The sequence below is a fragment of the Polaromonas sp. genome, from assembly GCF_030689685.1.
In the GTDB taxonomy this organism is placed as follows: Bacteria; Pseudomonadota; Gammaproteobacteria; order Burkholderiales; family Burkholderiaceae_C; genus Polaromonas.
Genome location: NZ_JAUYEY010000012.1, coordinates 34131 through 56060 on the forward strand (window position 1 = coordinate 34131; position 21930 = coordinate 56060).

The 21930-nt window shown below is 64.0% G+C and carries 15 protein-coding genes; 3 read left to right on the forward strand and 12 right to left on the reverse strand.

Annotated features, from left to right (window positions below):
* Nucleotides 1-12: 12 nt before the first annotated feature.
* Entirely contained in the window at nt 13-3612 is a 3600-nt protein-coding gene (locus Q8O29_RS03505; RefSeq protein WP_305560676.1) for an indolepyruvate ferredoxin oxidoreductase family protein, read from the reverse strand.
* Between the two features lie 175 nt (nt 3613-3787).
* On the opposite strand from Q8O29_RS03505, the gene Q8O29_RS03510 reads away from it, so the two are divergent.
* Nucleotides 3788-4273: an Lrp/AsnC family transcriptional regulator gene (locus Q8O29_RS03510; protein ID WP_305560677.1), complete on the forward strand. Its 486-nt coding sequence runs from the start codon at nt 3788-3790 to the stop codon at nt 4271-4273.
* Between the two features lie 143 nt (nt 4274-4416).
* On the opposite strand, the gene Q8O29_RS03515 is transcribed toward Q8O29_RS03510, so the two are convergent.
* Nucleotides 4417-5637 (reverse strand): murein transglycosylase A, encoded by a 1221-nt coding sequence (locus tag Q8O29_RS03515; protein ID WP_305560678.1) that lies wholly within the window; start codon nt 5635-5637, stop codon nt 4417-4419.
* Between Q8O29_RS03515 and Q8O29_RS03520 the strand changes: the two genes are divergently transcribed.
* On the forward strand, nt 5570-5719 hold the full coding sequence (locus tag Q8O29_RS03520; RefSeq protein ID WP_305560679.1) for a hypothetical protein: 150 nt from the start codon (nt 5570-5572) through the stop codon (nt 5717-5719). The two genes, Q8O29_RS03515 and Q8O29_RS03520, sit on opposite strands and share 68 nt — an antisense overlap.
* On the opposite strand, the gene Q8O29_RS03525 is transcribed toward Q8O29_RS03520, so the two are convergent.
* Genes Q8O29_RS03525 through Q8O29_RS03540 form a run of 4 tightly spaced genes read right to left on the reverse strand, consistent with a single transcriptional unit; the run spans nt 5714 to nt 13454 of the window.
* Entirely contained in the window at nt 5714-6340 is a 627-nt protein-coding gene (locus tag Q8O29_RS03525) for a response regulator transcription factor (RefSeq protein ID WP_305560680.1), read from the reverse strand. The genes Q8O29_RS03520 and Q8O29_RS03525 overlap by 6 nt on opposite strands.
* Before the next feature lie 9 nt (nt 6341-6349).
* Nucleotides 6350-8434 (reverse strand): nitrogen regulation protein NR(II), encoded by a 2085-nt coding sequence (locus Q8O29_RS03530; protein WP_305560681.1) that lies wholly within the window; start codon nt 8432-8434, stop codon nt 6350-6352.
* Nucleotides 8431-9237, reverse strand: coding sequence for a carbon-nitrogen hydrolase family protein (locus Q8O29_RS03535; protein WP_305560682.1), 807 nt, complete (start codon nt 9235-9237; stop codon nt 8431-8433). Before Q8O29_RS03535 ends, Q8O29_RS03530 begins: the two co-directional genes overlap by 4 nt.
* 2 nt (nt 9238-9239) lie before the next feature.
* On the reverse strand, nt 9240-13454 hold the full coding sequence (locus tag Q8O29_RS03540; RefSeq protein ID WP_305560683.1) for a YhdP family protein: 4215 nt from the start codon (nt 13452-13454) through the stop codon (nt 9240-9242).
* Nucleotides 13455-13526: 72 nt separating this feature from the next.
* On the opposite strand from Q8O29_RS03540, the gene glnE reads away from it, so the two are divergent.
* On the forward strand, nt 13527-16493 hold the full coding sequence (gene glnE, locus Q8O29_RS03545) for a bifunctional [glutamate--ammonia ligase]-adenylyl-L-tyrosine phosphorylase/[glutamate--ammonia-ligase] adenylyltransferase (protein WP_305560684.1): 2967 nt from the start codon (nt 13527-13529) through the stop codon (nt 16491-16493).
* A gap of 16 nt (nt 16494-16509) precedes the next feature.
* Here the strand turns inward: glnE and Q8O29_RS03550 are convergent, their stop codons facing one another.
* The 6 genes from Q8O29_RS03550 to Q8O29_RS03575 all read right to left on the reverse strand — a co-directional run bounded on the left by Q8O29_RS03550 (nt 16510) and on the right by Q8O29_RS03575 (nt 21901).
* Entirely contained in the window at nt 16510-16932 is a 423-nt protein-coding gene (locus Q8O29_RS03550) for a hypothetical protein (protein WP_305560685.1), read from the reverse strand.
* A gap of 58 nt (nt 16933-16990) precedes the next feature.
* On the reverse strand, nt 16991-18526 hold the full coding sequence (locus Q8O29_RS03555) for a TRAP transporter large permease subunit (RefSeq protein WP_305560686.1): 1536 nt from the start codon (nt 18524-18526) through the stop codon (nt 16991-16993).
* Nucleotides 18527-18596: 70 nt separating this feature from the next.
* On the reverse strand, nt 18597-19136 hold the full coding sequence (locus Q8O29_RS03560) for a TRAP transporter small permease subunit (protein WP_305560687.1): 540 nt from the start codon (nt 19134-19136) through the stop codon (nt 18597-18599).
* A gap of 123 nt (nt 19137-19259) precedes the next feature.
* A complete protein-coding gene (locus tag Q8O29_RS03565) occupies nt 19260-19997 on the reverse strand; it encodes a response regulator (protein WP_305560688.1) in 738 nt (245 codons plus the stop codon).
* Nucleotides 19997-21619 (reverse strand): DUF4118 domain-containing protein, encoded by a 1623-nt coding sequence (locus Q8O29_RS03570; protein WP_305560689.1) that lies wholly within the window; start codon nt 21617-21619, stop codon nt 19997-19999. The genes Q8O29_RS03565 and Q8O29_RS03570 overlap by 1 nt, the downstream gene beginning before the upstream one ends.
* 15 nt (nt 21620-21634) lie before the next feature.
* Nucleotides 21635-21901, reverse strand: a complete 267-nt coding sequence (locus Q8O29_RS03575) for a hypothetical protein (RefSeq protein ID WP_305560690.1) — start codon at nt 21899-21901, stop codon at nt 21635-21637.
* Between the last annotated feature and the right edge of the window lie 29 nt (nt 21902-21930).

Consider the following 21930-nt stretch of genomic DNA (forward strand, 5'->3'; position numbering starts at 1 on the left):
GCTCAGCCGGGGTCAGGCGGCCATTTGCTGTTTGCCCGAAGTCGGCCGCCGGAAAGCGGCCAGCGCTTCGGCCCATTGCGGCTGGGCAAGGTCGACATGACGCGCCTTCACATGGCCGTATCCCTTGATGAGTTCCGGAATACGTGCAACTTCCACGGCCGCCGCATGATTGCCAGCATCCAGGCTCTTGAGGATCTCTTCGATGCTGCCCTCGTACTGAACGATCAGCGCACGCTCCATCCGGCGTTCGTCGGTCCGACCAAACGGGTCCAGCGCGGTGCCACGCAGGCCCTTGAGTCTGGCCAGCCCCTTGAACGCGCTCAGCATCCAGGGGCCGAATTTCTGCTTTTGCAGCTCGCCTTTGTCGTTGGTTTTGGCAATCAGGGGCGGAGCCAGGTGGTAGTTGAGCTTGTAGTCGCCTTCAAACATCGCGCCGACTCTGTCATGGAAGCTGCGGTCGGTGTGCAGGCGCGCGACCTCGTATTCATCCTTGTAAGCCATCAGCTTGAACAAATATCTGGCGACCGCCTGGGTGAGTTGGGTCTTGCCCAGCGCCGATTCGGCCTGCTGCACGCGGCCCACGAAGCTTTCATAGCGCTTTGCATAGGCCGCATTTTGGTAGTCGGTCAGAAAGGCCACGCGGCGTGCCACCCATTCGGCCAGGCCATGGCGCGGAGCCGGCATGGCAATCACCTGCGCGGATGTCGACAGCCGGTCCACTGACGCCGGGTCATGGGCAGCGCGGCGGCCCCACTCAAAAGCAGTCTTGTTGTTGTCCACCGCCACGGCGTTGAGTTCGATGGCGCGCATCAGCGAGGCGTATTCCAGCGGGATCCAGCCCTTTTGCCAGGCATAGCCCAGCATCATGGGGTTGGTGTAGATGCTGTCGCCCATCAGTTGGGTGGACGCCGCATCGGCATTGAAGGCGCCCACACCTGTCACGCCCACCGCCTTGACGATTTCAGCGGCACAGGCCTCGGCCGGGTTCTGCCAGTTGGCGTTGTGCACGAAGGCGGCTGTCGGCGTGCTGTATGAATTGAGCGCCACATGGGTGCGGCCCTCTCGCATGCGCAGCACCGTCTCCTTGCCGGCCGCCACGATCGGGTCGCAGCCGATGATCAGGTCGGCGCCGGCCATGCCGACGCGGGTAGTGCGGATGTCGTCCTGCGTCGCGCCAATCAGCACATGGCTCCAGGTGGCGCCGCCTTTTTGCGCGAGGCCACCGGCGTCCTGCGTGACGATGCCCTTGCCTTCGATGTGTCCGGCCATGCCCAGCAACTGGCCGATGGTGATGACCCCGGTGCCGCCAACGCCGGCCACCACGATGCCCCAGACCTTGCCGTTGACACCTTCGGCGCTCGGGATGCGCGGCTCCGGCAGGGCGCCCATCTCGAACGACGACGCGGCCTTACCTTTGGCCTTTTTCTTGAGCTGGCCGCCTTCGACGGTCACAAAACTCGGGCAAAAGCCCTTGAGGCAGGACATGTCCTTGTTGCAGGTGGACTGGTTGATCTGGCGCTTGCGGCCGAATTCGGTTTCCAGCGGCTCGACGCTCAGGCAGTTGGACTGCACACCGCAGTCGCCGCAACCTTCGCAGACCAGCTCATTGATGACCACCCGGCGCGCCGGATCGACCATGCTGCCGCGCTTGCGGCGGCGGCGCTTTTCGGTGGCGCAGGTCTGGTCGTAAATGATGACGGTCGTGCCCTTGATGTCGCGGAACTGCCGCTGGATGGCGTCAAGTTCGTCGCGGTGGTGGATGGTCACGCCGTCTGGAAGCCGTGCATCCTGAGCCTGTCGAAGGGCGTCGTATTTCTCCGGCTCGTCGGTCACCACCACAATTTTCGCCGCCCCTTCGGCACGCATGGACTGGGCAATCTGCACGACCGAGTGGCCCTCGGGCCGCTCGCCGACCTGCTGGCCGCCAGTCATGGCGACTGCGTCGTTGTAGAGAATCTTGTAGGTGATGTTGACACCGGCCGCAATCGACTGGCGCACGGCCAGTGAACCGCTGTGAAAATAAGTGCCGTCACCGAGGTTGGCAAAAATGTGCTGGTCGGTGGTGAAGGGTTGCTGGCCAACCCAGGGCACGCCCTCACCGCCCATCTGGGTGAAGCCGGAGGTGCTGCGGTCCATCCACAAAGCCATGAAATGGCAACCAATGCCGGCCATGGCGCGCGAACCTTCGGGCACCTTGGTCGAGGTGTTGTGCGGACAGCCCGAGCAAAACCAGGGCTGGCGGTCGGCCTTGATTTCGAGCACTTGCAGCGAGCGCTCCTTGGCCTCCAGGATGGCCAGTTGCGCATCGAGGCGGGCCGTCATGGCGCTGTCCAGGCCCAGCTTGCGCACGCGCTGCGCAATCGCCTTGGCGATCAATGAGGGCGACAGGTCTGCATTGGCGCGCAGCAGGGTATTGGCCGTCGGGTTCGGCATGGACCACTCGCCGCCGCTGAAGTCGCCCTCGACCTCGTTGAACTTGCCATAGATGTTGGGACGCACGTCGGCGCGCCAGTTGTAGAGTTCTTCCTTGAGCTGGTACTCGATGACCTGGCGCTTTTCCTCCACCACCAGAATCTCCCGCAGGCCGGTCGCGAACTCGCGTGTGCCCTGGGCTTCCAGCGGCCAGACCACCCCGACCTTGTGCAGGCGGATGCCGAGCTGGCGGCAGGCCGCGTCGTCCAGGCCCAGGTCGATCAGAGCCTGACGCGTGTCGTTGTAGGCCTTGCCGCTGGCGATGATGCCGAAGCGGTCATTCGGGCCCTCGATCACGTTGTAGTTGAGCCGGTTGGCACGGATGTAAGCCAGCGCGGCATACCATTTGTAGTCGAAGAGGCGGGCTTCCTGATCCAGCGCGGCGTCAGGCCAGCGGATGTGCACGCCGCCGGGCGGCATCTGGAAGTCGGTCGGCAGCTTGATTTGCACATGCTCAGGATCGATCATCGCGGTGGCACTGGACTCCACAATTTCCTGGATGGTCTTCATGCCCGCCCAGACGCCGGAAAAGCGACTCATGGCGAAAGCGTGCACACCCAGGTCAAGAATTTCCTGCACATTGGCCGGAAAAAACACGGGCAGGCCACAGGCCTTGAAGATGTGGTCGCTCTGGTGCGCCGCAGTCGAGCTTTTGGCAACATGGTCGTCGCCGGCCACCGCAATCACACCGCCCCAGGGCGTGGTGCCAGCCATGTTGGCATGTTTGAACACGTCAGAGCAGCGGTCCACGCCGGGCCCCTTGCCGTACCAGATGCCGAACACACCGTCGAACTTGTTGGTGCCGGGCGGTGAAAAACCCAGCTGCTGCGTGCCCCACAGCGCAGTGGCGGCGAGTTCTTCATTGACACCGGGCTGAAACACGATGTTCTGTGCCTTCAGGTAACTGGAAGCTTTCCAGAGTGACTGGTCATAGCCGCCCAGCGGGGAGCCACGGTAACCGCTGATGAAACCAGCGGTATTTTTACCCTGCAGGGCATCACGCTGGCGCTGCAGCATGGGCAGCTTGACCAGCGCCTGAACGCCGCTCATGAAGGCCTGGCCATAGTCCAGGCTGTATTTGTCGTCGAGCGTGACAGTCTCGAGGGCCTTGCGAATGTGTTCAGGCAGGGGGGCGTTCATCTTGTCTCCAGTCGTGGGGCTGAAACCGCCTTGTGGGCGGGGAAAGGCTGTTCACCGGGATAGGGCGCTGCTTCTTTATAGAGACAAAGTGTAGGCGCGATGAACAGATAAGTCTTTGCTTTCTATGCCCTGTTTCTCTAGCTCACAGAAAGATTCTTGCTCATAATCGCCAATTATGGGAACACTCGACAAGTTTGACATCGCCATCCTGAATGAATTGCAAACCGACGGACGCCTCAGCAATGCTGAACTCAGCAGCCGTGTCGGCCTGAGTGCCGCGCCTTGCTGGCGGCGTGTGCGGGCGCTGGAGGAGAGCGGCTTCATCAAGGGGTACCGCGCCGAGATCGACCGACACAAGATCGGCCTGGGTGTGCTGGCTTTTGTGCGGCTGGACGCCGACCGCAACACCGGCGACGCCACCAGCGTGATGGAAGAAGCCATCCGCAAGTTGCCCGAAATCATTGCATGCCACTACATCAGCGGCACCGGCACTTTCGAGCTGCAGGTGGTGGCGCGCGACCTGGACAGCTTCTCGCGTTTTGCGCTGAAAAGCCTGCTGAACCTGCCGAACGTGAAGGACATGCACACCAGCTTCTCGCTGGGCGAGGTCAAGGCCAGCAGTGCCCTGCCGCTGGGCCACCTCAAGAAACCTCCGAGTTGACGGGTCTATCTGCCTCCGGAAGGTGTTTTATCCCAGGTTTCAAGCGTTTTAGGGCTCCAGCCCTTATGTGGCGGGCGCGATCAGCTCCTGATTTAATAGCAAGTTAGCCGCGTCGGGGCCGCAGCGCGGTTGTCAGCGCACGCTCACCGGGGCCACAACACCCACAGCCGCAGGGGCTGGTTCACGCGGCTGGCAAGCAGTCCGGCGTCAAGACCGGTGCCGGCGAAGTAGTCGGCGCGCACCGCCCCGACGATGGCGCTGCCGGTGTCCTGCGCGATCACCAGCTTTTGCAGATCAGCCGCCGCCCCGCGCGATGCCAGCCAGACCGGGGTGCCGTAGGGAATGCTCTCGCGGTCCACCGCGATCGAGCGCCCCGGCGTCAGTGGCACGCCCTGCGCGCCGCGCGGGCCGTACGAAGCATCCTGCTCAGTCAGCACCTCCTCGCGAAAAAAAATGTAGCGCGGATTGCTCCAGAGTAGCTGTGGCAGACGCTGCGGATTTTGTGCCGCCCAAGCCTTGGTCGCGTCGGGCCAGGGGTTGATTTTGGTCACGCCCTGCTCCAACAGCCACTGGTTCACGCTGCGGTAGGGCTGCTCATTGGAGCCGGCAAACGCGACACGCACCATGCGCTGGCTGCCGTCGGCCTCGGTCAAATTCAGGCGGCCGGAGCCCTGGATGTGCAGCATCAACACATCAATCGGGTCGGCCATGAAGGCGATCTCGCGGCCGCGCAACGCCGCCTGCGCCTCGGGCAGGATGTCGATGTCCTGCCGCGTGTACCAGGGTTTGCGGCTGGCCAGGCCAGCGGGCAGCTGGTACAGCGGCACGGTGTAGCCGTTGCCACTCTTGCGGCTGGCCTTGAATACCGGCTCGTAGTAACTCGTGAGCAAGCCCTCGGCCGCGCCCTGCGGGGTTTCGACACGGTAGGGCTGGAGACGGCTCATCATCCAGGCGCGCTGCTCCTCGGAGCTCGCGATACTCAGGCGCCGCACCTCGTCGCACAGCGGCGCGAACACCGGGCCGGGCCGTTCGCAACTCTTAAGCCAGGCGTTCCAGGCCTCAAACAACGCGTCGTTTTCAAAACCCGGCAACTCGGACCAGGGCACCGGCACCCAGCGACTTTTGCCCTGCGTTCTTGCCGGTGGCAGGCCGGTGCCGTCGCCGGGGCGTGCGGTGTCGGCTGCGGTCGGGGGCCGGGAGGTCGGTGACGAAGGCAGCGGTGCCGTAGCGCAAGAGGCAAGCAGCCCCATGAAGGCGATAATGATAGCGGTGTGTGTTGCCCGGGAAAAAACAGTCATGGCCTTACTTTTACTTGAAGCCCTGGGGGCTTTGCTGATACTGGTGTTCATTGTCTGGTGGACCATGTTTTCCGGTCGCAAGAACGGTGAACTGAAGAAAGACGCCGAGCCCGATTCGGCAACAAAAAAAACGGACGATTTGCTATGAATTACGCAGCAAATTAGCCAGCTCCACCGCCGACTTTACGTTCATTTTGTCAAAAACACGGGCGCGGTGAACTTCCACCGTGCGCACGCTGATGTCGAGCTGGTCGGCCACCAGCTTGTTCGGCAGCCCCTCCACCACCAGCCGCATCACATGACGCTCGCGCTCGGTCAGGCCGTTGAGGCGGGCGCGCAGGCCGATGTGTTCGCTGTGCTGGGCCAGCGCCGCCGCCGACTGCGCGAGCGCCTGCTCGATGCGGTCCACCAGCAAATTGTCGGAAAACGGTTTCTCGCAAAAGTCGAAGGCGCCGCGCTTGACGGCATCAACAGCGGTGGGCACGTCGGCATGGCCCGTCAGAAAGATCACCGGCAGCGTGGGCAACAGCCCGCAGGCAATCAGTTTTTCAAACATCGCCAGACCGCTCATGCCGCCCATGCGCACGTCGAGCAGCGCGCATGAAGGAGAAGTGACTTGAAACACCCCGGAAATACGCTCGTCAAAGGCTTCCGCACTGTCAAACGATTCGCTGGGCAGGCGCCGCGAACGCAGCAGCCAGGCCAGGGCCTCGCGCACGCTGGCATCGTCGTCGACGATGTAGACAGTGGCATTCTGTATTGGTTCCATGACATTCCTTTAGGACGCTGACGCCGCCAACGCGGCCATCTCCGGCGCTTCGCTGGCGCTGACCGCCACCGGCAGGGTGAACGTGAAAATCGTACCCTGAGGCGACACCGCCTCAAAGCCCAGGAAGCCGCCGTGCTGCTCGATCACCGTGCGGCACAGGCTCAGACCCAGGCCCATGCCTTCGGCCTTGGTGGTGAAAAATGGCGTGAACAGCTGCTGGGCCACTTTTTCCGAGATGCCCTCGCCGTGGTCGATCACGGCGAACTCCACCCAGCGACTGTAGGCATTGGACGCGGCCGGCCGCACGCGCAAGGTCAGCACTTTTTCGGTACGGCGGTTTTTGTCCAGCCCCTGCATGGCCTGCATGCCGTTGCGCGCGAGATTGAGCAACACCTGCTCAACCATGGTCCGGTCGCACAGCACCGGGCCGCAACCGGCGTCCACCTGCATCAGCACCCGCACACCGAGCTTGCGCGCCTGCAGGCTCACCAGCGGCATCACTGCATCGAGCAGGGCACGTGGTGCGGTCGGCTCGCGTACCTGCTCGCGTCGCCGCACAAAATCGTGCACGCTCCTGATCACCTTGCCGGCCCGCTCGGCCTGCTCGGCAATCCGGCGCATGGCCAATTGCAGGTCATCGCTGTTGCCCGGCGCACTGCTGTCCGCCGCAGCGCTCTGAAGCAGGTTGAGCGAGCCCGTGGCGTAGCTGGAAATAGCCGCCAGCGGCTGGTTCAACTCGTGGCTGAGCAGCGATGCCATCTCGCCGACGGTGGCCAGCCGCGCTGTGGCCTGAAGCCGGTCCTGGCTGGCGCGCGACAACTCCTCGATGCGTCGCTGCTCGCTGACATCGAGGATGGCGCTCATCCAGCCGGTCTGCTTGCCCACGGCGTTGATGAGCGGCGCCTCAATGATCAGCACCGGAAAACGTGAACCATCGCGCCGCATGAACACCGACTCGAAGCCTTCACGCGGCAAATGTGCGCCTATGGCCAGGCGGCGGGCCTGGCGCTGCCCGTATTCCTCGACCTGCTCGGGCGGCCAGTAGGGCGGGGGCATGTCACGGTTGAGCAGCTCGCCGGCCTCCAGGCCAACCATCTGGCAAAAAGCCGGGTTCACGTAAGTCACGCGCCCCTGCAGATCGCGGGCGCGCATACCGGTCACCAGCGAGTCCTCCATGGCCTTGCGAAAAGCCAGCGCGTCGGCCAGGTCGTGCTCCACCCTGAGTCGTCGCCGCATGTCGCGACCCAGCAGCGCCAGCACCGCCACCAGCGCCATCGACATGGCCGTGACCAGGGCGGTCAGCAGGTTAGGAAACAGGGCCGGTGTCCCGCGCCGACTCTCCAGCCGCAGGACCAGTGTGTTGCCCGGCAGGTCAAGCAGTTGCTGGGCCACGTGAGCCTGGCTGCCGCGCGTTGGGTTGCCGTACATCGCCAGCCGTGTGCCGTCGGCTTCGGTGAAAGCCAGGCCCTGCCCGCGCGCCACTTGCCGACCCACCAGTTCGGACAGGATATCGGGCAGTGAGTAGGTTGCCACCAGGTAGCCCGCCTGTCGGCCGGCCGTCAGCACCGGTACACACATGTCCAACACCTCCAGGCCCAGGCCATCGGCCTGCGGCAGAAAATAGCTGATCGAGTAAGCCGGGCCGCTGAAGCGCCGCGCAGCCGCGCAGGCAAAACCGACATCGGTCTGCGTCCCGTCGCGGCCCAGGCGCTCGAACACCGAGGTGCGGTAAGGCGTCTCGGTGAAAGACATCAGACCCAGCGCCAGGTCGCGCCATTCCAGGCGCATGATCTCGCGGTTTTCGTGCAGGAGTTCGGCCGCTGGGACGCGCCAGGCCTGCGTGCTCGGGCTTTTGGCCTGCAAGGCCTGCAAGCTCTGCACGTTGCGCGTCAGCTCTGCGCGGATATCGGTGACCATCTGCGCTGCATCCTGCTCCAGGCGGCTTTGTACCTGGCTGGCTTCATACCGCCCGGCCAGCCAGACCAGCGTGGACAACAAGCCGGCAAGCAGGGCAACCAGCAGGGTCCACAGCGCCCAGCGGCGGCTCCAGCGCCGGCCCGCGCGCTTGTTGAACACTTTTGGCAACGCGCTCACAGTACCCCGTGCTTCAGCGCGGGGAGCTGTAAACGCACGGCGTTGAGGCGCTCGGCCCGCAACTCGGCCATGACCACCGCCAGGCCTTGAGCGCGCTGCGCAAGGATTTGTCCCCACGGATCGACAATAAGGCTCTGGCCCCAGGTGCGACGCTGGTTCTCATGCACACCGCCCTGGGCGGCCGCCACCACATATGCCAGGTTTTCAATCGCTCGCGCTCGCAGCAAGGTTTCCCAGTGCGCCTGCCCGGTGGTGTAGGTAAAGGCGCTAGGCACCAGCAGCAGATCGGCCTTCATCGCGCGGTAGAGTTCTGGAAAACGCAGGTCGTAACAGATGCTCAGGCCCACCCGATAACTGTGGCCGTCAATGGACGGCAAATCAAACGTGACCGGCGCCGCCCCGCTTTCGATGACACGCGACTCGTCGTACTGTTCGCGCCCGTTGTCGAATCGGAAAAGGTGAATCTTGTCGTACCGCGCAATACACTCGCCCGTCGGCGCATACACCAGCGCGCTGTTGCGTACATGCTGGCTGTCGCTGGCGCGAAGCGGCACGGTGCCGCCGACAATCCAGAGCTTGAGTTCACGCGCCGACTGGGCCAAAAAATCCTGAATAACACCCTGGCCAGCGCTTTCCTGCACAGCCAACTTGTCGCTGTCTTTCCAGCCCATCAGGCAAAAATACTCTGGCAACACCGCCAGCTCGGCGCCTTGCGCGGCCGCTTGCCCGAGCAACTGCCTGGCCGCCTCCAGGTTGGCCTGAACACTGGTGCCGGAAACCATTTGAAGCGCGGCGACGTGCATCTTTATTTCTCTCCGGTGTCCTCGCCAGCCTTCGCGCCGACCACGGATTTGCGCTCCGTCTTGGTGATTTTCGGGTTGGTCCAGGTGCCGTCGATGTGAAACTCCTGGGTTGCCGCCTGCGTCAACGGACGCCGCAGGAAATACTGCGCGAGAAAGGTGCCTATGCCTATCGCCGGGTTGATGACGGTAGCGATCAGCGAAGCAGTTCCCGCGTTGATCTCCGGCACCACCACCACCGTCAGGTTTTGCGTTTCTTTCGCAATGTCGGCGGACCCTTCCATCAACACTGCGGCATTGACCCCTTTCATCTGCAGGTTGTTGGTGAACGCCAGTCCCTGGGTAATGCTGACATCACCGCGCACAAAGTCAAACGAGAAGCCTTCAGAAAAAACATCGCGAAAATCCAGGGTCAACCGCCTCGGCAAGGCCTGTAGGCTGAGAACGCCGAGCAGCTTGGCAATGCCCGGCTCGGCCTTGAGAAACTGGCCCGAGGCCACATTCACATTGAACTGGCCGTTCAGGCTCGGGTAATCCAGGCTCAGGGGCGAGCCGATCCAGGCGATCTGGCCTTCCAGTCGGCCCTTGCCGCGGCGGATGACATCGGCCATGCCGAAACGCTTGAGCAACTCGCCCGAATCTTCAATATCCAGCCGGAAGTTCATCACCGTGCGGCGCCGCTCGGTGGCCACGCGCAGCCCCGAGCCGGTCGCCACACCGAGTGCCTGCTGCGCGTTGACGGCCACCCAATTGCCGTTGGCGGTCAGTGTGGCCTCCGGCAAGATGATGTTGAGCTTGTTGAGCCGCCACTCCCGCACGCCGCCCTCGCGCGCCACGGTGCCGGCGCCGCGGTTGATCGCCTCAATCTCCACACGCCCGAGTTTTTTGCCGCGCAGTTCCAGGTCTTCGACCACGATGTCGAGCGCCGGGATATTGGCCGGTTGCTCGTCCAAAATCGCCTCGACCTCGCTGGCGGTGCCCTGGCCCAGGCTCAGGCGCGCCAAGCGCCCATACAGCCGGCCCGCCCCGGCTCCACCGGGCTGGTGGAACTCGACATAACCATTGAGTTCGGTCGCATCGATGTTGGCGCGCCAGGTCAGGCCGTCGCGCGAGCCGCCAAGTACCACGTTGTGCAGCGTGCGCCCCTGCAGCAGCAGCTCTTTGGCCCGGATCGCCATGCTGGTCGGCAGGTAATTGAGCACGGCACTGGTCGGCGTCAGGCGGCCGGGGACCGCTGCGGGGGCCGGATCGCCGGAGGCATCCAGCACTTTCTCCCAGGCATCCATGTCCACACGGGCCAAGTTGATATTGGCCGCGACCCCGTTGTCGGGCAGCGGGACGCTTTCGCCCGCTTCCAACCCGATCGCCATGGCGCCACGCAGCACCCGCGCCTCGCTGCCGCTGATGTCACGCACATACAGCACCGACGCCAGCCTTCCCACGCTGAGCGACACCTGGTCCTGGGTCGGCTGGCCTGCGCCGCCGCCGGTCTCGCGCATGGCCATGTTGTCAAACCGCAGCGGCAGCGTGGTCTCGGCGTTTTTTGTCAAGGGCGCGGGCAGGCTCAGGGCCATGCCTTGCAGATTGCTGGCCACGCTGATCTCGGTCATGCCCTTCCTGAACCCCAGGCTGGCGGTGTAGGCTGTCGCGCCGCTCGCATGGGCGCCCAGGCGCGCCGCCATGCCGAGCTCCTTCGCCTGGCGCAAGCCTTCGGCACTGAGCGTTCCCTGGGCGCGAATCACCACGGCAGCATCCGGGAATTCCTGAGTGCCGGCCACAGAGCGCGCGGCGCCGGATGGCGCGGCACGGGTGCCGCCTTCCAGCCGGATGTCTCCGCCCAGCATGCGTGCCTGCCCCCCGGAAATCGCAAACCCGCTTTCGCTGAAGCTGACCAGCCCTTTGAGTCGCATCAGTTGCGGCGTGTCGGGCGTGAACTGGACATCGTTGCCCGGCACGCTGACCGTACCCTGCACACGCGTGTTGTCCAGCTTGGCGAGCGGCAGGGTTAGCTGGATTTTGTAGTCGGCAGCGCCGCCCGCCACGGTTTTGCTCAAGGCCTTGCCGGTCATCTCGCCGAGCGGCGAGGTATTGACGAAGCCCAGGGCATCACTGAGCAGGCCCTTCAGCTCCGCATTGACCTGCACCGTGGCTGAATGCATCAGGTCCGGAATGCGCGCATCGGCCTTGACCACCTGCAGGCCGGGCAGGCCGGTCACTCGTGCACTTGCACCATTGACCTGCAGCGAAGCGCGGTCAAACACCAGTTCACCGGACAGTTCACTCAAGGCCGGCCAGACAGCGGCATCGCGAGGCTGGATGGACTTCGGTACATACGCGTAGGACGCGTTGGCGACCTTGGCGGAGACCCGGAATTCACCGAGTTTCGGGTCGGCAAAAGGCAACTCGTTCAGGTTGCCTTTGACCTTGAACTTGACATCCGTGAGCGCACCGGCCATCACGGCATCTCGCACATAGTGACGAACCGTGTCCGGCAAGACCAGCGGCAGGTAGCGATGGACCTTGCTGCCATCTCCGCGACTGAGGACGCCCTGCAGATCGAGCACGCCCGGAAAGCGGCTGTCGCGCCCGGCACCGGCCGTGCCGGCGGCCGGCGCATCGGCGGTGTGCCAGCGGGCTTGCGCCGTGCCCTGGGCGTCGGCATTGGCAAACGCGATATTGCGCAACTGCACGTCAATCTTCGGGCCGGCCAGCTTCCACTGAGCATCTGTCGAGAATTGATCGAGCAGCAGGCGGGGGTCTTCAAAAATGCCGGGCAGGTCCAGCTCGCCGCTGTTGATCCTGACCTTGGCCTGCCCGCCCTGCTGGGTCAGGTCAAAGTCCATCAGCGCGCCGCGCACGCCGGGCCGCCCGATGGACGCCTGGCTTCCCGGTCCTCCCGCGCCGGGAGGCGCCGCCTGTGACGCCAGCTCCAGCCCGGCCACGCGGCCTTTGGCGGAATAGGCACTGGGCGCGTCCAGCGCACCCTGCCATTTCGCTTCGACAGTCTCCACCAGCCCTTTGGGCGCCAGCGCAGCGATCAGTCCGTGGGTGGCGCTGCCCAGTGGCAGTCGGTTGGCAATCAAGGCCAGGGCCGCCAGGTCCAGTTTGTCCGCCTTGACTTCGCCGCGTACCGGCGACTTGCCCTCGGCGCCGGTGTAGACAATGGCGGCGTTGCCGCCCGGCCACTGCAGACCGTCGCGGGTGCGGAACTGCAGGTTTTCCGTGGCCACATCGAAACCATTGGCCAGGTGCCTGCCGCCGATGCGGCCGGTCACGGCCTGCAAGGCCAGCGGTTCCAGCGCCCGCCCCAGCGTCACATCAACTTCCAGCAAGGCCAGGTCTGCGGTGCCGCCAGTGAACTGGCCGTCATGCACGTCCACCCAGGCGCGCAGAGCACCGGTGCCGGCTTTCAGATCAATGCCCAGCTGGTCCAGGCTGACGTAACGCTTGACCTCGGAAGCGTCGACGCGGCTGAACTCGGCATAGAACTGGCCTGCCCATTGCTGCCAGCGGCCGGCGCCGCCGGACAAAAACGGCTCGCGGAAAACCCCGCGCACACTGAAGCGCTCACCCCAGGCCGGTGGCGGCGTTGCATCCAAACGCATCAGGTGGCGTTTGCCAGGATTACGTGTCGTCCAGTCCACCTCGGTCAGGGCCAGCACCGGTGCCTGCCGCAGGTCGTCCGTCCAGCGCACCGTACCGCCGCGAATGACGAATTCGGTCTGCGAGAAAAACCAGTCGGCACCAGCCTTGCCGTCGTTGCGGCTTTGCAAGACATCCAGGCCGGCCACGTATATCTTTCCGTTGGCGGTGCGCCGGATGTCCAACTCGGGCTGGTCGATGTACAGCTGCTCGAACCCCAGCCGCCACAGGGACGAAGGCGAGACGGCCGCGAGCACACGCGGCAGGCTCAGGGCAGCCCGGCCCTGGGCATCGAGCAGGGTGACGTCGCGCAGCTCGAACGAGGGAATCAGCCCCCCGGAGCGGGCGGTGATCTGGCCGATACGCACCGGCACCCCCAGCGCCTGAGTGGCTGCCGTTTCAAGGCGCGGGCGAAAGTCGGCGATTCGCGGCACAATCCAGCCGTGGAGCACGGCCCAGGCCGCACCGAACAGGACCCAGAAAGCCAGAACCAGCCCCAGAGCGATGCGTGCAGCCGTGGCGGCAATTTTCAGACGTCGGGTGGGAAGCACTTGCTGGGAGGAGGTCGATTGATCCATTGACATGAGAATTATGACCTTCAGCGCTTGCGTCCGTTCAATGCCCCACAGGGAAGTTTGGTAACCAGTGTCATGCCTGCTTCATTGACCGCTTTCACGGCCGCATCGGACCATTCCCGTTTTGTCCAGCGCATACGCCGGCGTTATGCTGGCCAACTCGCGCTGCTGCCGGCCGGCGAGCCGGTTCGCGCCACCATGCAGACCGCTTACGAGGCCCTGCTGCCGCTGGAAACGGATACCGGTGTGCGCCTGCGCATCCTGCGCCAGCTGGTACTCGAACGCCTGGTGGTTCTTGACTGTGATACGGCCCCCACGCTTGAACATGAGGCCCCCACACTCCGCACTGAAGTGTCGTCGCTGCCCCCCGAGGGGGCGCTGCGCCGGCGGTCCGGCGAAGCCGGACCTGCGGCCCCGGCTGGCGAAAGACACGCCCCTACGCCCGTCTCATTAGCTACCGCAGGCGTTCCCCTGGCGGTAGTGACACGTGCCATGACCGAACTGGCCGAGCTGGCGCTGGACATCGCCATCTGCGAATCGCGCGCGCCGCTGGACGCGCTGTATGGACCACCTCAGGCGCCGGCGTCAGAAGGTGCACCAACCGGTCGCGCCCAGCTATGGGTGATTGGCATGGGCAAGCTGGGCGCGCGCGAACTCAACGTCTCCAGCGACATCGACCTGATTTACATCTACGACCACGACGGCGAAACGTCCGGGCGCGAGAATGGCCGGGGTGTCATCTCCAACCACGAGTATTTTGCGCAGCAGGTCAAGGCCATCCACACCCTGATCGGCGACACCACGGAGCACGGCTTTGTGTTCCGGGTGGATCTGGCGCTGCGGCCCAACGGCAACTCTGGCCCGGCGGCGGTCTCGCTCAATGCGCTGGGGGAATACTTTCAGGCCCAAGGACGCGAATGGGAGCGGTTTGCCTGGCTCAAGAGCCGGGTGGTGGCGCCGCTGGAATGTATCCAGAGCGGCTCGGCCCAAGCCTTGCGCGGGTCAGTGCTTCCTTTTGTGTTCCGGCGCTACCTCGACTACAACGTGTTCGACGCGCTGCGCGTGTTGCACCGGCAAATCCGCGAACACGCGGCCAAACGCGCCGCCGGCCACCCCGAGCGCGCCAACGATGTCAAGATGTCTCGCGGCGGCATCCGCGAGATCGAGTTCACGGTGCAATTGCTGCAGGTGGTGCGCGGCGGCCAGTTCCCGGAATTGCGCACCCGGCCCACGCTGGATGCACTGCAGCGCGTGGCCAGCGCCGGGCTGATGGCCCAAGCCACCGCCGAAGCCTTGGCACGCGCCTACGATTTTCTGCGCCGCGTCGAGCACCGCATCCAGTACCTGGACGACCAGCAAACCCATGTGTTGCCGACGCGCGACGACGACCTGGCCTGGATTGCGCAGACCATGGGTTACAGCAGTTGCTGCCCGTTTTTGAGCGAGCTCGACGCGCACCGGGAATTGGTGGCTCAGGAGTTCGACACCCTGCTCGGTCAAAAAACCGACTGCAAAGGCTGCGGCAAATCGGCGCCAGCCGCGCCGCAGGATCTCGATGAACTGCTGGAAAAACTGGCGGCCCAGTGGCCCGACAAGTTTCGCGCGCGGCTAGAGCTGTGGCGCGGGCATCCGCGCGTGCTCGGCCTGCGCGACGATGCGCGCGCGCGCCTCACACGGCTGGTGCAGCGCACTGCGCAGTGGCTGGTCGAGGGCAAGGCTGGCGAAGAAGCTGCGGTGCGCATCATCGACTGGATCGAGCCGCTGCTGCGGCGCGAGAGTTACCTGGCGCTGCTGGTTGAGCGCCCCGCCGTGCATGAACGCCTGCTGCGCCTGCTGGGTGCGGCCCGCTGGCCGGCGCGTTACCTGCTGCAGCATCCGGGCGTGATCGATGAGCTCGCCAGTGACGCGATGTTGCATGAACGCTTTGATGCGGCGGCGTTTGGCGAGGAACTCCAGCAACGCCTGGCCGCGTTGCGCCGCACTGGCGAGGACGACGAGGAAAGCTGCCTGAACCTGCTGCGCCGTGCCCACCATGCCGAGGTGTTTCGCACGCTAGCCCGCGACGTCGAGGGCGCGCTGACGGTCGAACAGGTGGCCGACGACCTGAGCGCGCTGGCCGAGACCGTGCTCGAGGTCACCGCCGGCTGGTGCTGGCAGCACCTGAAAAACCGCCACCGCGAACAGCCCCAATTCGCCATCATTGCCTACGGCAAGCTGGGCGGCAAGGAGCTCGGCTACGGCAGCGACCTCGACATCGTGTTCGTTTACGAAGACGACGACGAGCGTGCGCCCGAGGTCTACGCCGCCTTTGTGCGCAAGCTGATCAACTGGCTGACCATCAAGACCGCTGAAGGCGACCTGTTCGAGATTGACACCGCCTTGCGGCCCAACGGCAATTCGGGCCTGCTGGTGACAAGTTTTCAAGCCTTTGCCAGCTACCAGCAGCAGCGCGGCAGCAACACCGCCTGGACCTGGGAACATCAGGCGATGACGCGTGCACGTTTTGTGCTGGGGCACCCGTCGCTGCGTCAGCGTTTTGACAGCGTCCGACTGGCAGTGATCAGCGCAGCGCGCGACATCCCGGCCTTGCGCCACGAAATTGTGGCAATGCGAGACAAGGTGCGCGCCGCGCATCCGATCAAACGCCCCCACGCTGCGTTGCCCCGTCCGGAGACCCCCGCGCCTGGGGACGGCCTGTCGGCGCGCGGGAGTGAAAAAGCCAGCGAAAGGTTTGACGTCAAACACAGCCCCGGCGGCATGGTCGACGCCGAGTTTGTGGTGCAATTCCTCGTTCTCGCCGAGGCCGCCCGCCATCCGCAACTGGCGGACAACGTCGGCAACATTGCACTGCTGCAGCGGGCAGAGGCGGCCGGCCTGCTGCCCGCAGGCATGGGCCAGGCCGCCGCCGACGCCTACCGCGAGTTACGCCGGGTGCAGCACCGGGCGCGCCTGAACGAAGAGCCCACACAGCTCACGCTACCCGCGCTGCAGCATGAGCGCGAGGCCATCCTGGCAGTATGGCGCGCCGTGTTCGGAGCCTGAGGCGCGGTCGATCTTTCTACTTGTCCGGCAGCACCGGCGCGCCAGCGGCGGGCCCCAGCCCCAGACTCAGGTGGGCAAAACGCTGTAACACCTGCGGGTCGGCCGCGTGGAACACAAACAGACCCCGACCCTTGGCGCGCACCATCAAGCGAGGCGCGATCAGCCACTGCAGATACGGCACATAGATGAATTTGGCCTGGGTGATATCGGCCAGCGCCACCTCTTTAGGCCAGAGCCAGCTCTGGCGGATGCTGTCTTCATCAATGACGGTTCGGCTGCGCAAAATCCAGTAGTAACAAAGCCCGATCACACACAGAGTCACGCCCATGAACACGGCGGCAGAGGTGGACCACCCGGCCCCCGTCATCTGATCGAACGCCCTCACGCCCCAGAAGGCCAACGCCGCGATCAGCACGCTGGCCAGCAGCTTGACTGCCACGGGGAAAGCCGCGCCTTCAGCGACATCCAAACCCCGTGGTAGCTGGTTTGCCTGCATCTTATTTCTGGCCACTGTCGGGCGCCGAGGCGGGGGCCGTGGCGGTACCCGGTCCGGCGGCGTTCCGGAAAAGTTCATCGACGGTTTTCTGCTCGTCCTCGGCGCTGGCATTGTTTTCTTCCTGGGCCGGCATGTCAATTTGCACCTTGTCGACGTCGATCTTCACCTTCTTGTCCAGGAACACGGTCACAGTCTGCGGCGCAAAAATCACGATCACCACCAGCAGCAGTTGCAGCAGCACCCACGGAATCGCGCCAAGATAAATGTCTTTCGATTCCACCTTGACCGGGATAGCCCCGTTTTTAAACAGCGTGTCGGAAATGCCGCGCAGATAAAACAGGGCAAAGCCAAAGGGCGGGTGCATGAAGCTGGTCTGCATGTTGACGCAAAGCAGCACTCCGAACCAGATCATGTTGATGCCCATCTTCTCGGCCACCGGCCCCAGCATCGGCAGGATGATGAAGGCGATCTCAAAAAAGTCGAGGAAAAACGCCAGAAAAAAAATGAAGATGTTGACAACAATCAGAAAACCCGTCTGACCCCCCGGCAGTCCGGTCAACAGGTGCTCAATCCAGACAGCGCCATCCACGCCCTGAAAAACCAGCGAAAAGACGCGCGAACCAATCAGGATGAACACCACCATGGCGGTGATGCGCATGGTGCCCGTCATGCCTTCCTTGATCATGGGCCACGACAGCCGCCGGTGCAGCGCCGCCAGGATAAACGCACCCACCGCGCCCATGGCCCCGGCTTCGGTGGGTGTGGCAATCGCCGTGTTGATGCCGGGCAAGCCGCCCATGCTGCCAAGCACCGCAAAGATCAGAATGGCCGACGGGATGATGCCGCGCAGGCATTTTTTCCACAAGGCCCAGCCGTCCAGCGTTCGGGCAGACGCGGGCACACCGGGCAGGTCGGCAGGCCGAATGCGCGTCAATAAAAAAGTGTACAGGGCAAAAATCAGCACCTGCAGGATGGACGGCCCCCAGGCGCCCTTGTACATGTCACCGACCGGTTGCCCCAGCTGGTCGGCCATGACCACCAGCACCAGCGAAGGCGGCACCAGCTGGGTGATGGTTCCAGACGCGGCCAGTACACCCGTGGCATACCGCATGTTGTAGCCGTAGCGCATCATGACCGGCAGCGAGATCATGGCCATTGCAATCACCTGGCCGGCCACGGTGCCGGTGATGGCTCCCAGGATAAAGCCGACGATGATGACCGAGTAACCGAGTCCGCCGCGCGTCGGCCCGAACAGCTGGCCCATCGAATCGAGCATGTCTTCGGCCAGGCCGCACTTCTCCAGGATGGAGCCCATCAGGGTGAAAAAGGGAATCGCCAGCAGCAACTCGTTGGACAGGATGCCAAACACATTGAAGGGCAGGTTGGCCATGAAGGCCGCCGGGAACCAGCCCATCTCAATCGCGATGAAGCCGCAGAGCAGGCCCAAAGCCGAGAGTGAAAACGCCACCGGAAAACCGATCAACATGATGACGATCAGCCCGCCAAACATCAGCGGTGCGAAGTCTTGCATGTTCATGCCGTCCTCCGGCGCAGCGTGGTTGCGGAAAAGGCGGCTTTGCCCTGGCAGCGCGGGCCAGCGTGGAAAGTCATTGCAGAGGTCTTTCGTAATGGAGGTCCATCTCATAGACATGCATGAGCCAGCCTATGCGTTTGATGATTTCGGACAGGCCTTGCAGCATGACCAGCGTAAAACCCAGTGGCATCATCAGGATGACCGGCCAGCGCATCAGCCCGCCGGCGTTGTTCGACATTTCCTGCGAGATGAAGGTGCGCAGAAACAAGGGCGCAGAGTAGTAAATCATCAAGGCCATCACCGGCAACAAAAAGCAGACCAGGCCAAACAAATCGATCCAGACCTGGCCGCGGCTGGAGAACTGCCCGTAGATCACGTCCACCCGCACATGCTCATTGACGCGCAGCACCTGGGCAGCACCCAGCATCACGCACGCGGCAAACATGTACCACTGGATTTCGAGCCAGGCATTGGAGCTGATGTCAAAGCTGTAGCGCAGGATGGCGTTGCCGGCGCTGATGACGCAGGCCAAAATGACCGCCCACTTGGCAACGCTGGCAAACCGGTCATTGACCCAGTCAATCAGATGGGCAAGGGAAAGAAGCGTCTTCAATGCGGGAACCTCCGGAACCTGTCGGGAACGACTGGCGAACTTTAGCGACGGGGGCGTAAAAAACTTGTAAAGAACCGCCTCGGGCACTGACAGAGAGCTGACGGCCAGGTAGCCGGGCCGGGGTCAGAGAAGCGAGTCGGGTGCCAGCGCCGGGTCGGCCAATGGCACAAGCAGGCGGTAACCCACGCTGGTTTCTGTCAGCAGCAACACCGGGCGGGCGGGCAGCGGCTCCAGCTTCTGGCGCAACTGGCGGATATAGATGCGCAAATAGTGGCCCTGCTCGGCATGCCCCGGGCCCCACACCTCCTGCAGCAGCTGGCGCGAAGTGACAACCCGGTCAGCACGTTTTGCCAGCGCCTCCAGCAAACGCCATTCGGTTGCCGTCAGGCGCACGACCTGGCCGGCCCGAAGAACCGTTCTGGTTTCCAGATCGATCCGCACGTCCCCAAGGTTCAGTACTGATTTTCCTGCCTGGGTGGTCTGGGCCGCATGGCGCAGCGCGACCCTGAGGCGTGCATGCAATTCGTCCACGCCAAAGGGTTTGCTCAGGTAGTCATCGGCCCCGGCGTCGAGAGCGTCCACCTTGTGCCGCTCCTGCGAGCGCGCGGACAACACGATGATGGGCCGCTGTGTCCAGCCGCGCAACTGCCGGATCAACTCCACCCCGTCACGGTCCGGAAGCCCCAGATCGATCAGAAACACATCGATCCGCCGGTTGGCCGCCAGTATGTCGCCCTCCTGGGCGGTGGCGGCGGCAAAAACCTCGTAGCCCTCCGCCTCCAGTGTGGTGATCAGAAAATGCCGGATAGGCTCCTCGTCCTCGACCAGCAGGACACGCATGACCGGTGCGCCCGAGGTCATCAGCTCACCTCGTCCGGCGGCAGGCCCTGATGGGCCGGCTGCGGCAGGCAAAGCGCAATCCGGGCGCCATTGTGGTTCACACCCTCAATGCTGCCCTGATGCAGGCGGGCCACCGCCGTACAGATGGCCAAACCCAGCCCGGTACCGGCGCCAGCAGGCTCAGACCGGCTGCGGTAGAACTTCTTGAAAACGTCCCGCTCGTGGCCCACGGGCAGGCCGGGTCCGTTGTCGGACACGCTGAGCTGCCAGCGGTCTGCCGTCACCTCAACCGCGACCACAATGGTGCTGCCGGCCGGGGTGTAACGCACCGCGTTGTCCAGCAGGTTGCTCATGGCCTGCACCAGAAGGCGCGGATCACACCAGACCACCGCGTCCGGGCTGACCCGCGTTTGCAGCTTGTGGGTCAGCAGCCGGTCTCCCACGGTTTTTCTGGCCTCTTCAATCAATTCGTCGGCGGGGCACCATTCATAGGCCGGCTGGACGCCGCCTTCCTCCATGCGGGTCAGGTCAAGCAGGTCACTGACCAGGGCATGCATGCGCCGTGATTCATCGAGGATGGACTGCGTCAGCGCACACCGCCTGTCGTTGTCCAGCAGGCGATCCTGTCGCAGCAGACTGGTCGCTGCACCGACAATCGTCGTCAGCGGCGTGCGGAAATCGTGCGAGATGCCAGACAGCAGCGTGCTGCGAAGGCGCTCGGTTTCCACCTCCACCGCAGCATCCGCACTCTTGCGCTCGAAAATCGCGCGCTCCAGGGCCAACGCAGCCTGATTGGCAAAGGCCTTGAGGAGATCGGACTGGCGCGGCGTGTGAAAGCGGCCCGGCAGGCAATCGATGGCCAACACCCCGAGCGAACGGCTGACACCACGCAGCGGGACGTAAAGCGTGTGTGGTGAGCCCGTCCCTTCCCGCACAGCGTCATCGAGGTTGTGGCCCTGATCAAAGACCCCTTGAGCTGCCGCCACTGGCGAGTGCACACTTGTGCCCGGGGAATGCGATACCGCCCCGACATTCCGGCAAAAACCTACGGGATCGCAGAGTTGTCCCGAGGCGTCGGGCAACAGCAGCGCACTCGACGCGCCAAAGGTGGAGCGGACCGCCACCTCCAGCCCCGCTGCGACCGCTTCCGGCGAACGCGCAAGCGCTAGCTGGTGGGCGAGCTCGTTCAAGGCGTGTTCCCTTCCAGCCCGCTCATCGGCGACCAGCGCCTGGTCACGTGCGTGCGCGACAAGGCGGCTGATTAGCAGGCCGACCAGCAGCATCACGGCCATGGTGAAAACATGCTGCGTGTTGGTCGGGTTCAAGGACCAGCGCGGCGGCACGAAGATCAGGTCAAACAGGAAGACGCTGGACAACACGGCGACGACTGAAGCCGACTGCCCGAAACGCAGGGCCGCGTAAACCACGCCCGCGAGATACACCATGATCAGATTGGCCAGATCAAAATAGGGCGTCATCAGCGCACAGATGCCGGTGCACACGAACACCACGGCGAGCGCATACGCCCACCCATGCCTCTGCACCGGGCTGGCCCAGTGGACCAGCGGGGGGAGCATCCCTCGGGGCGACGCTTTCTTGCCGGCCTCGCGGGGCGCCGCGTCAACGATGCGATGGGCAGGCATGGGGCAATCGGGTGGTTAGGGGCTGGCGTTGGATTGTTGCATGCGCGCAGACACGGGCCGCGCCGCCGTCTGCCCCAACGCCTGAAGGCCACGATAAAGCGGCCACTGTGCAAACAGTTGCCAGACACAGAGCGCGTCGCCACAACCCGCCAGCGCCTGGCGAAAGTCACGCTCACACATCAAGTGCCTGGCATCGGCGAGCACGGCGAAGTGGCGGCGGTCAAGACATGAAAGCAGCGTAAATCTTGGCGCCGAAGCCAGCCTGCCCGCTGTGCCGGCCATGTGTATGAAGTCGAAACAGTTGGCTTAAC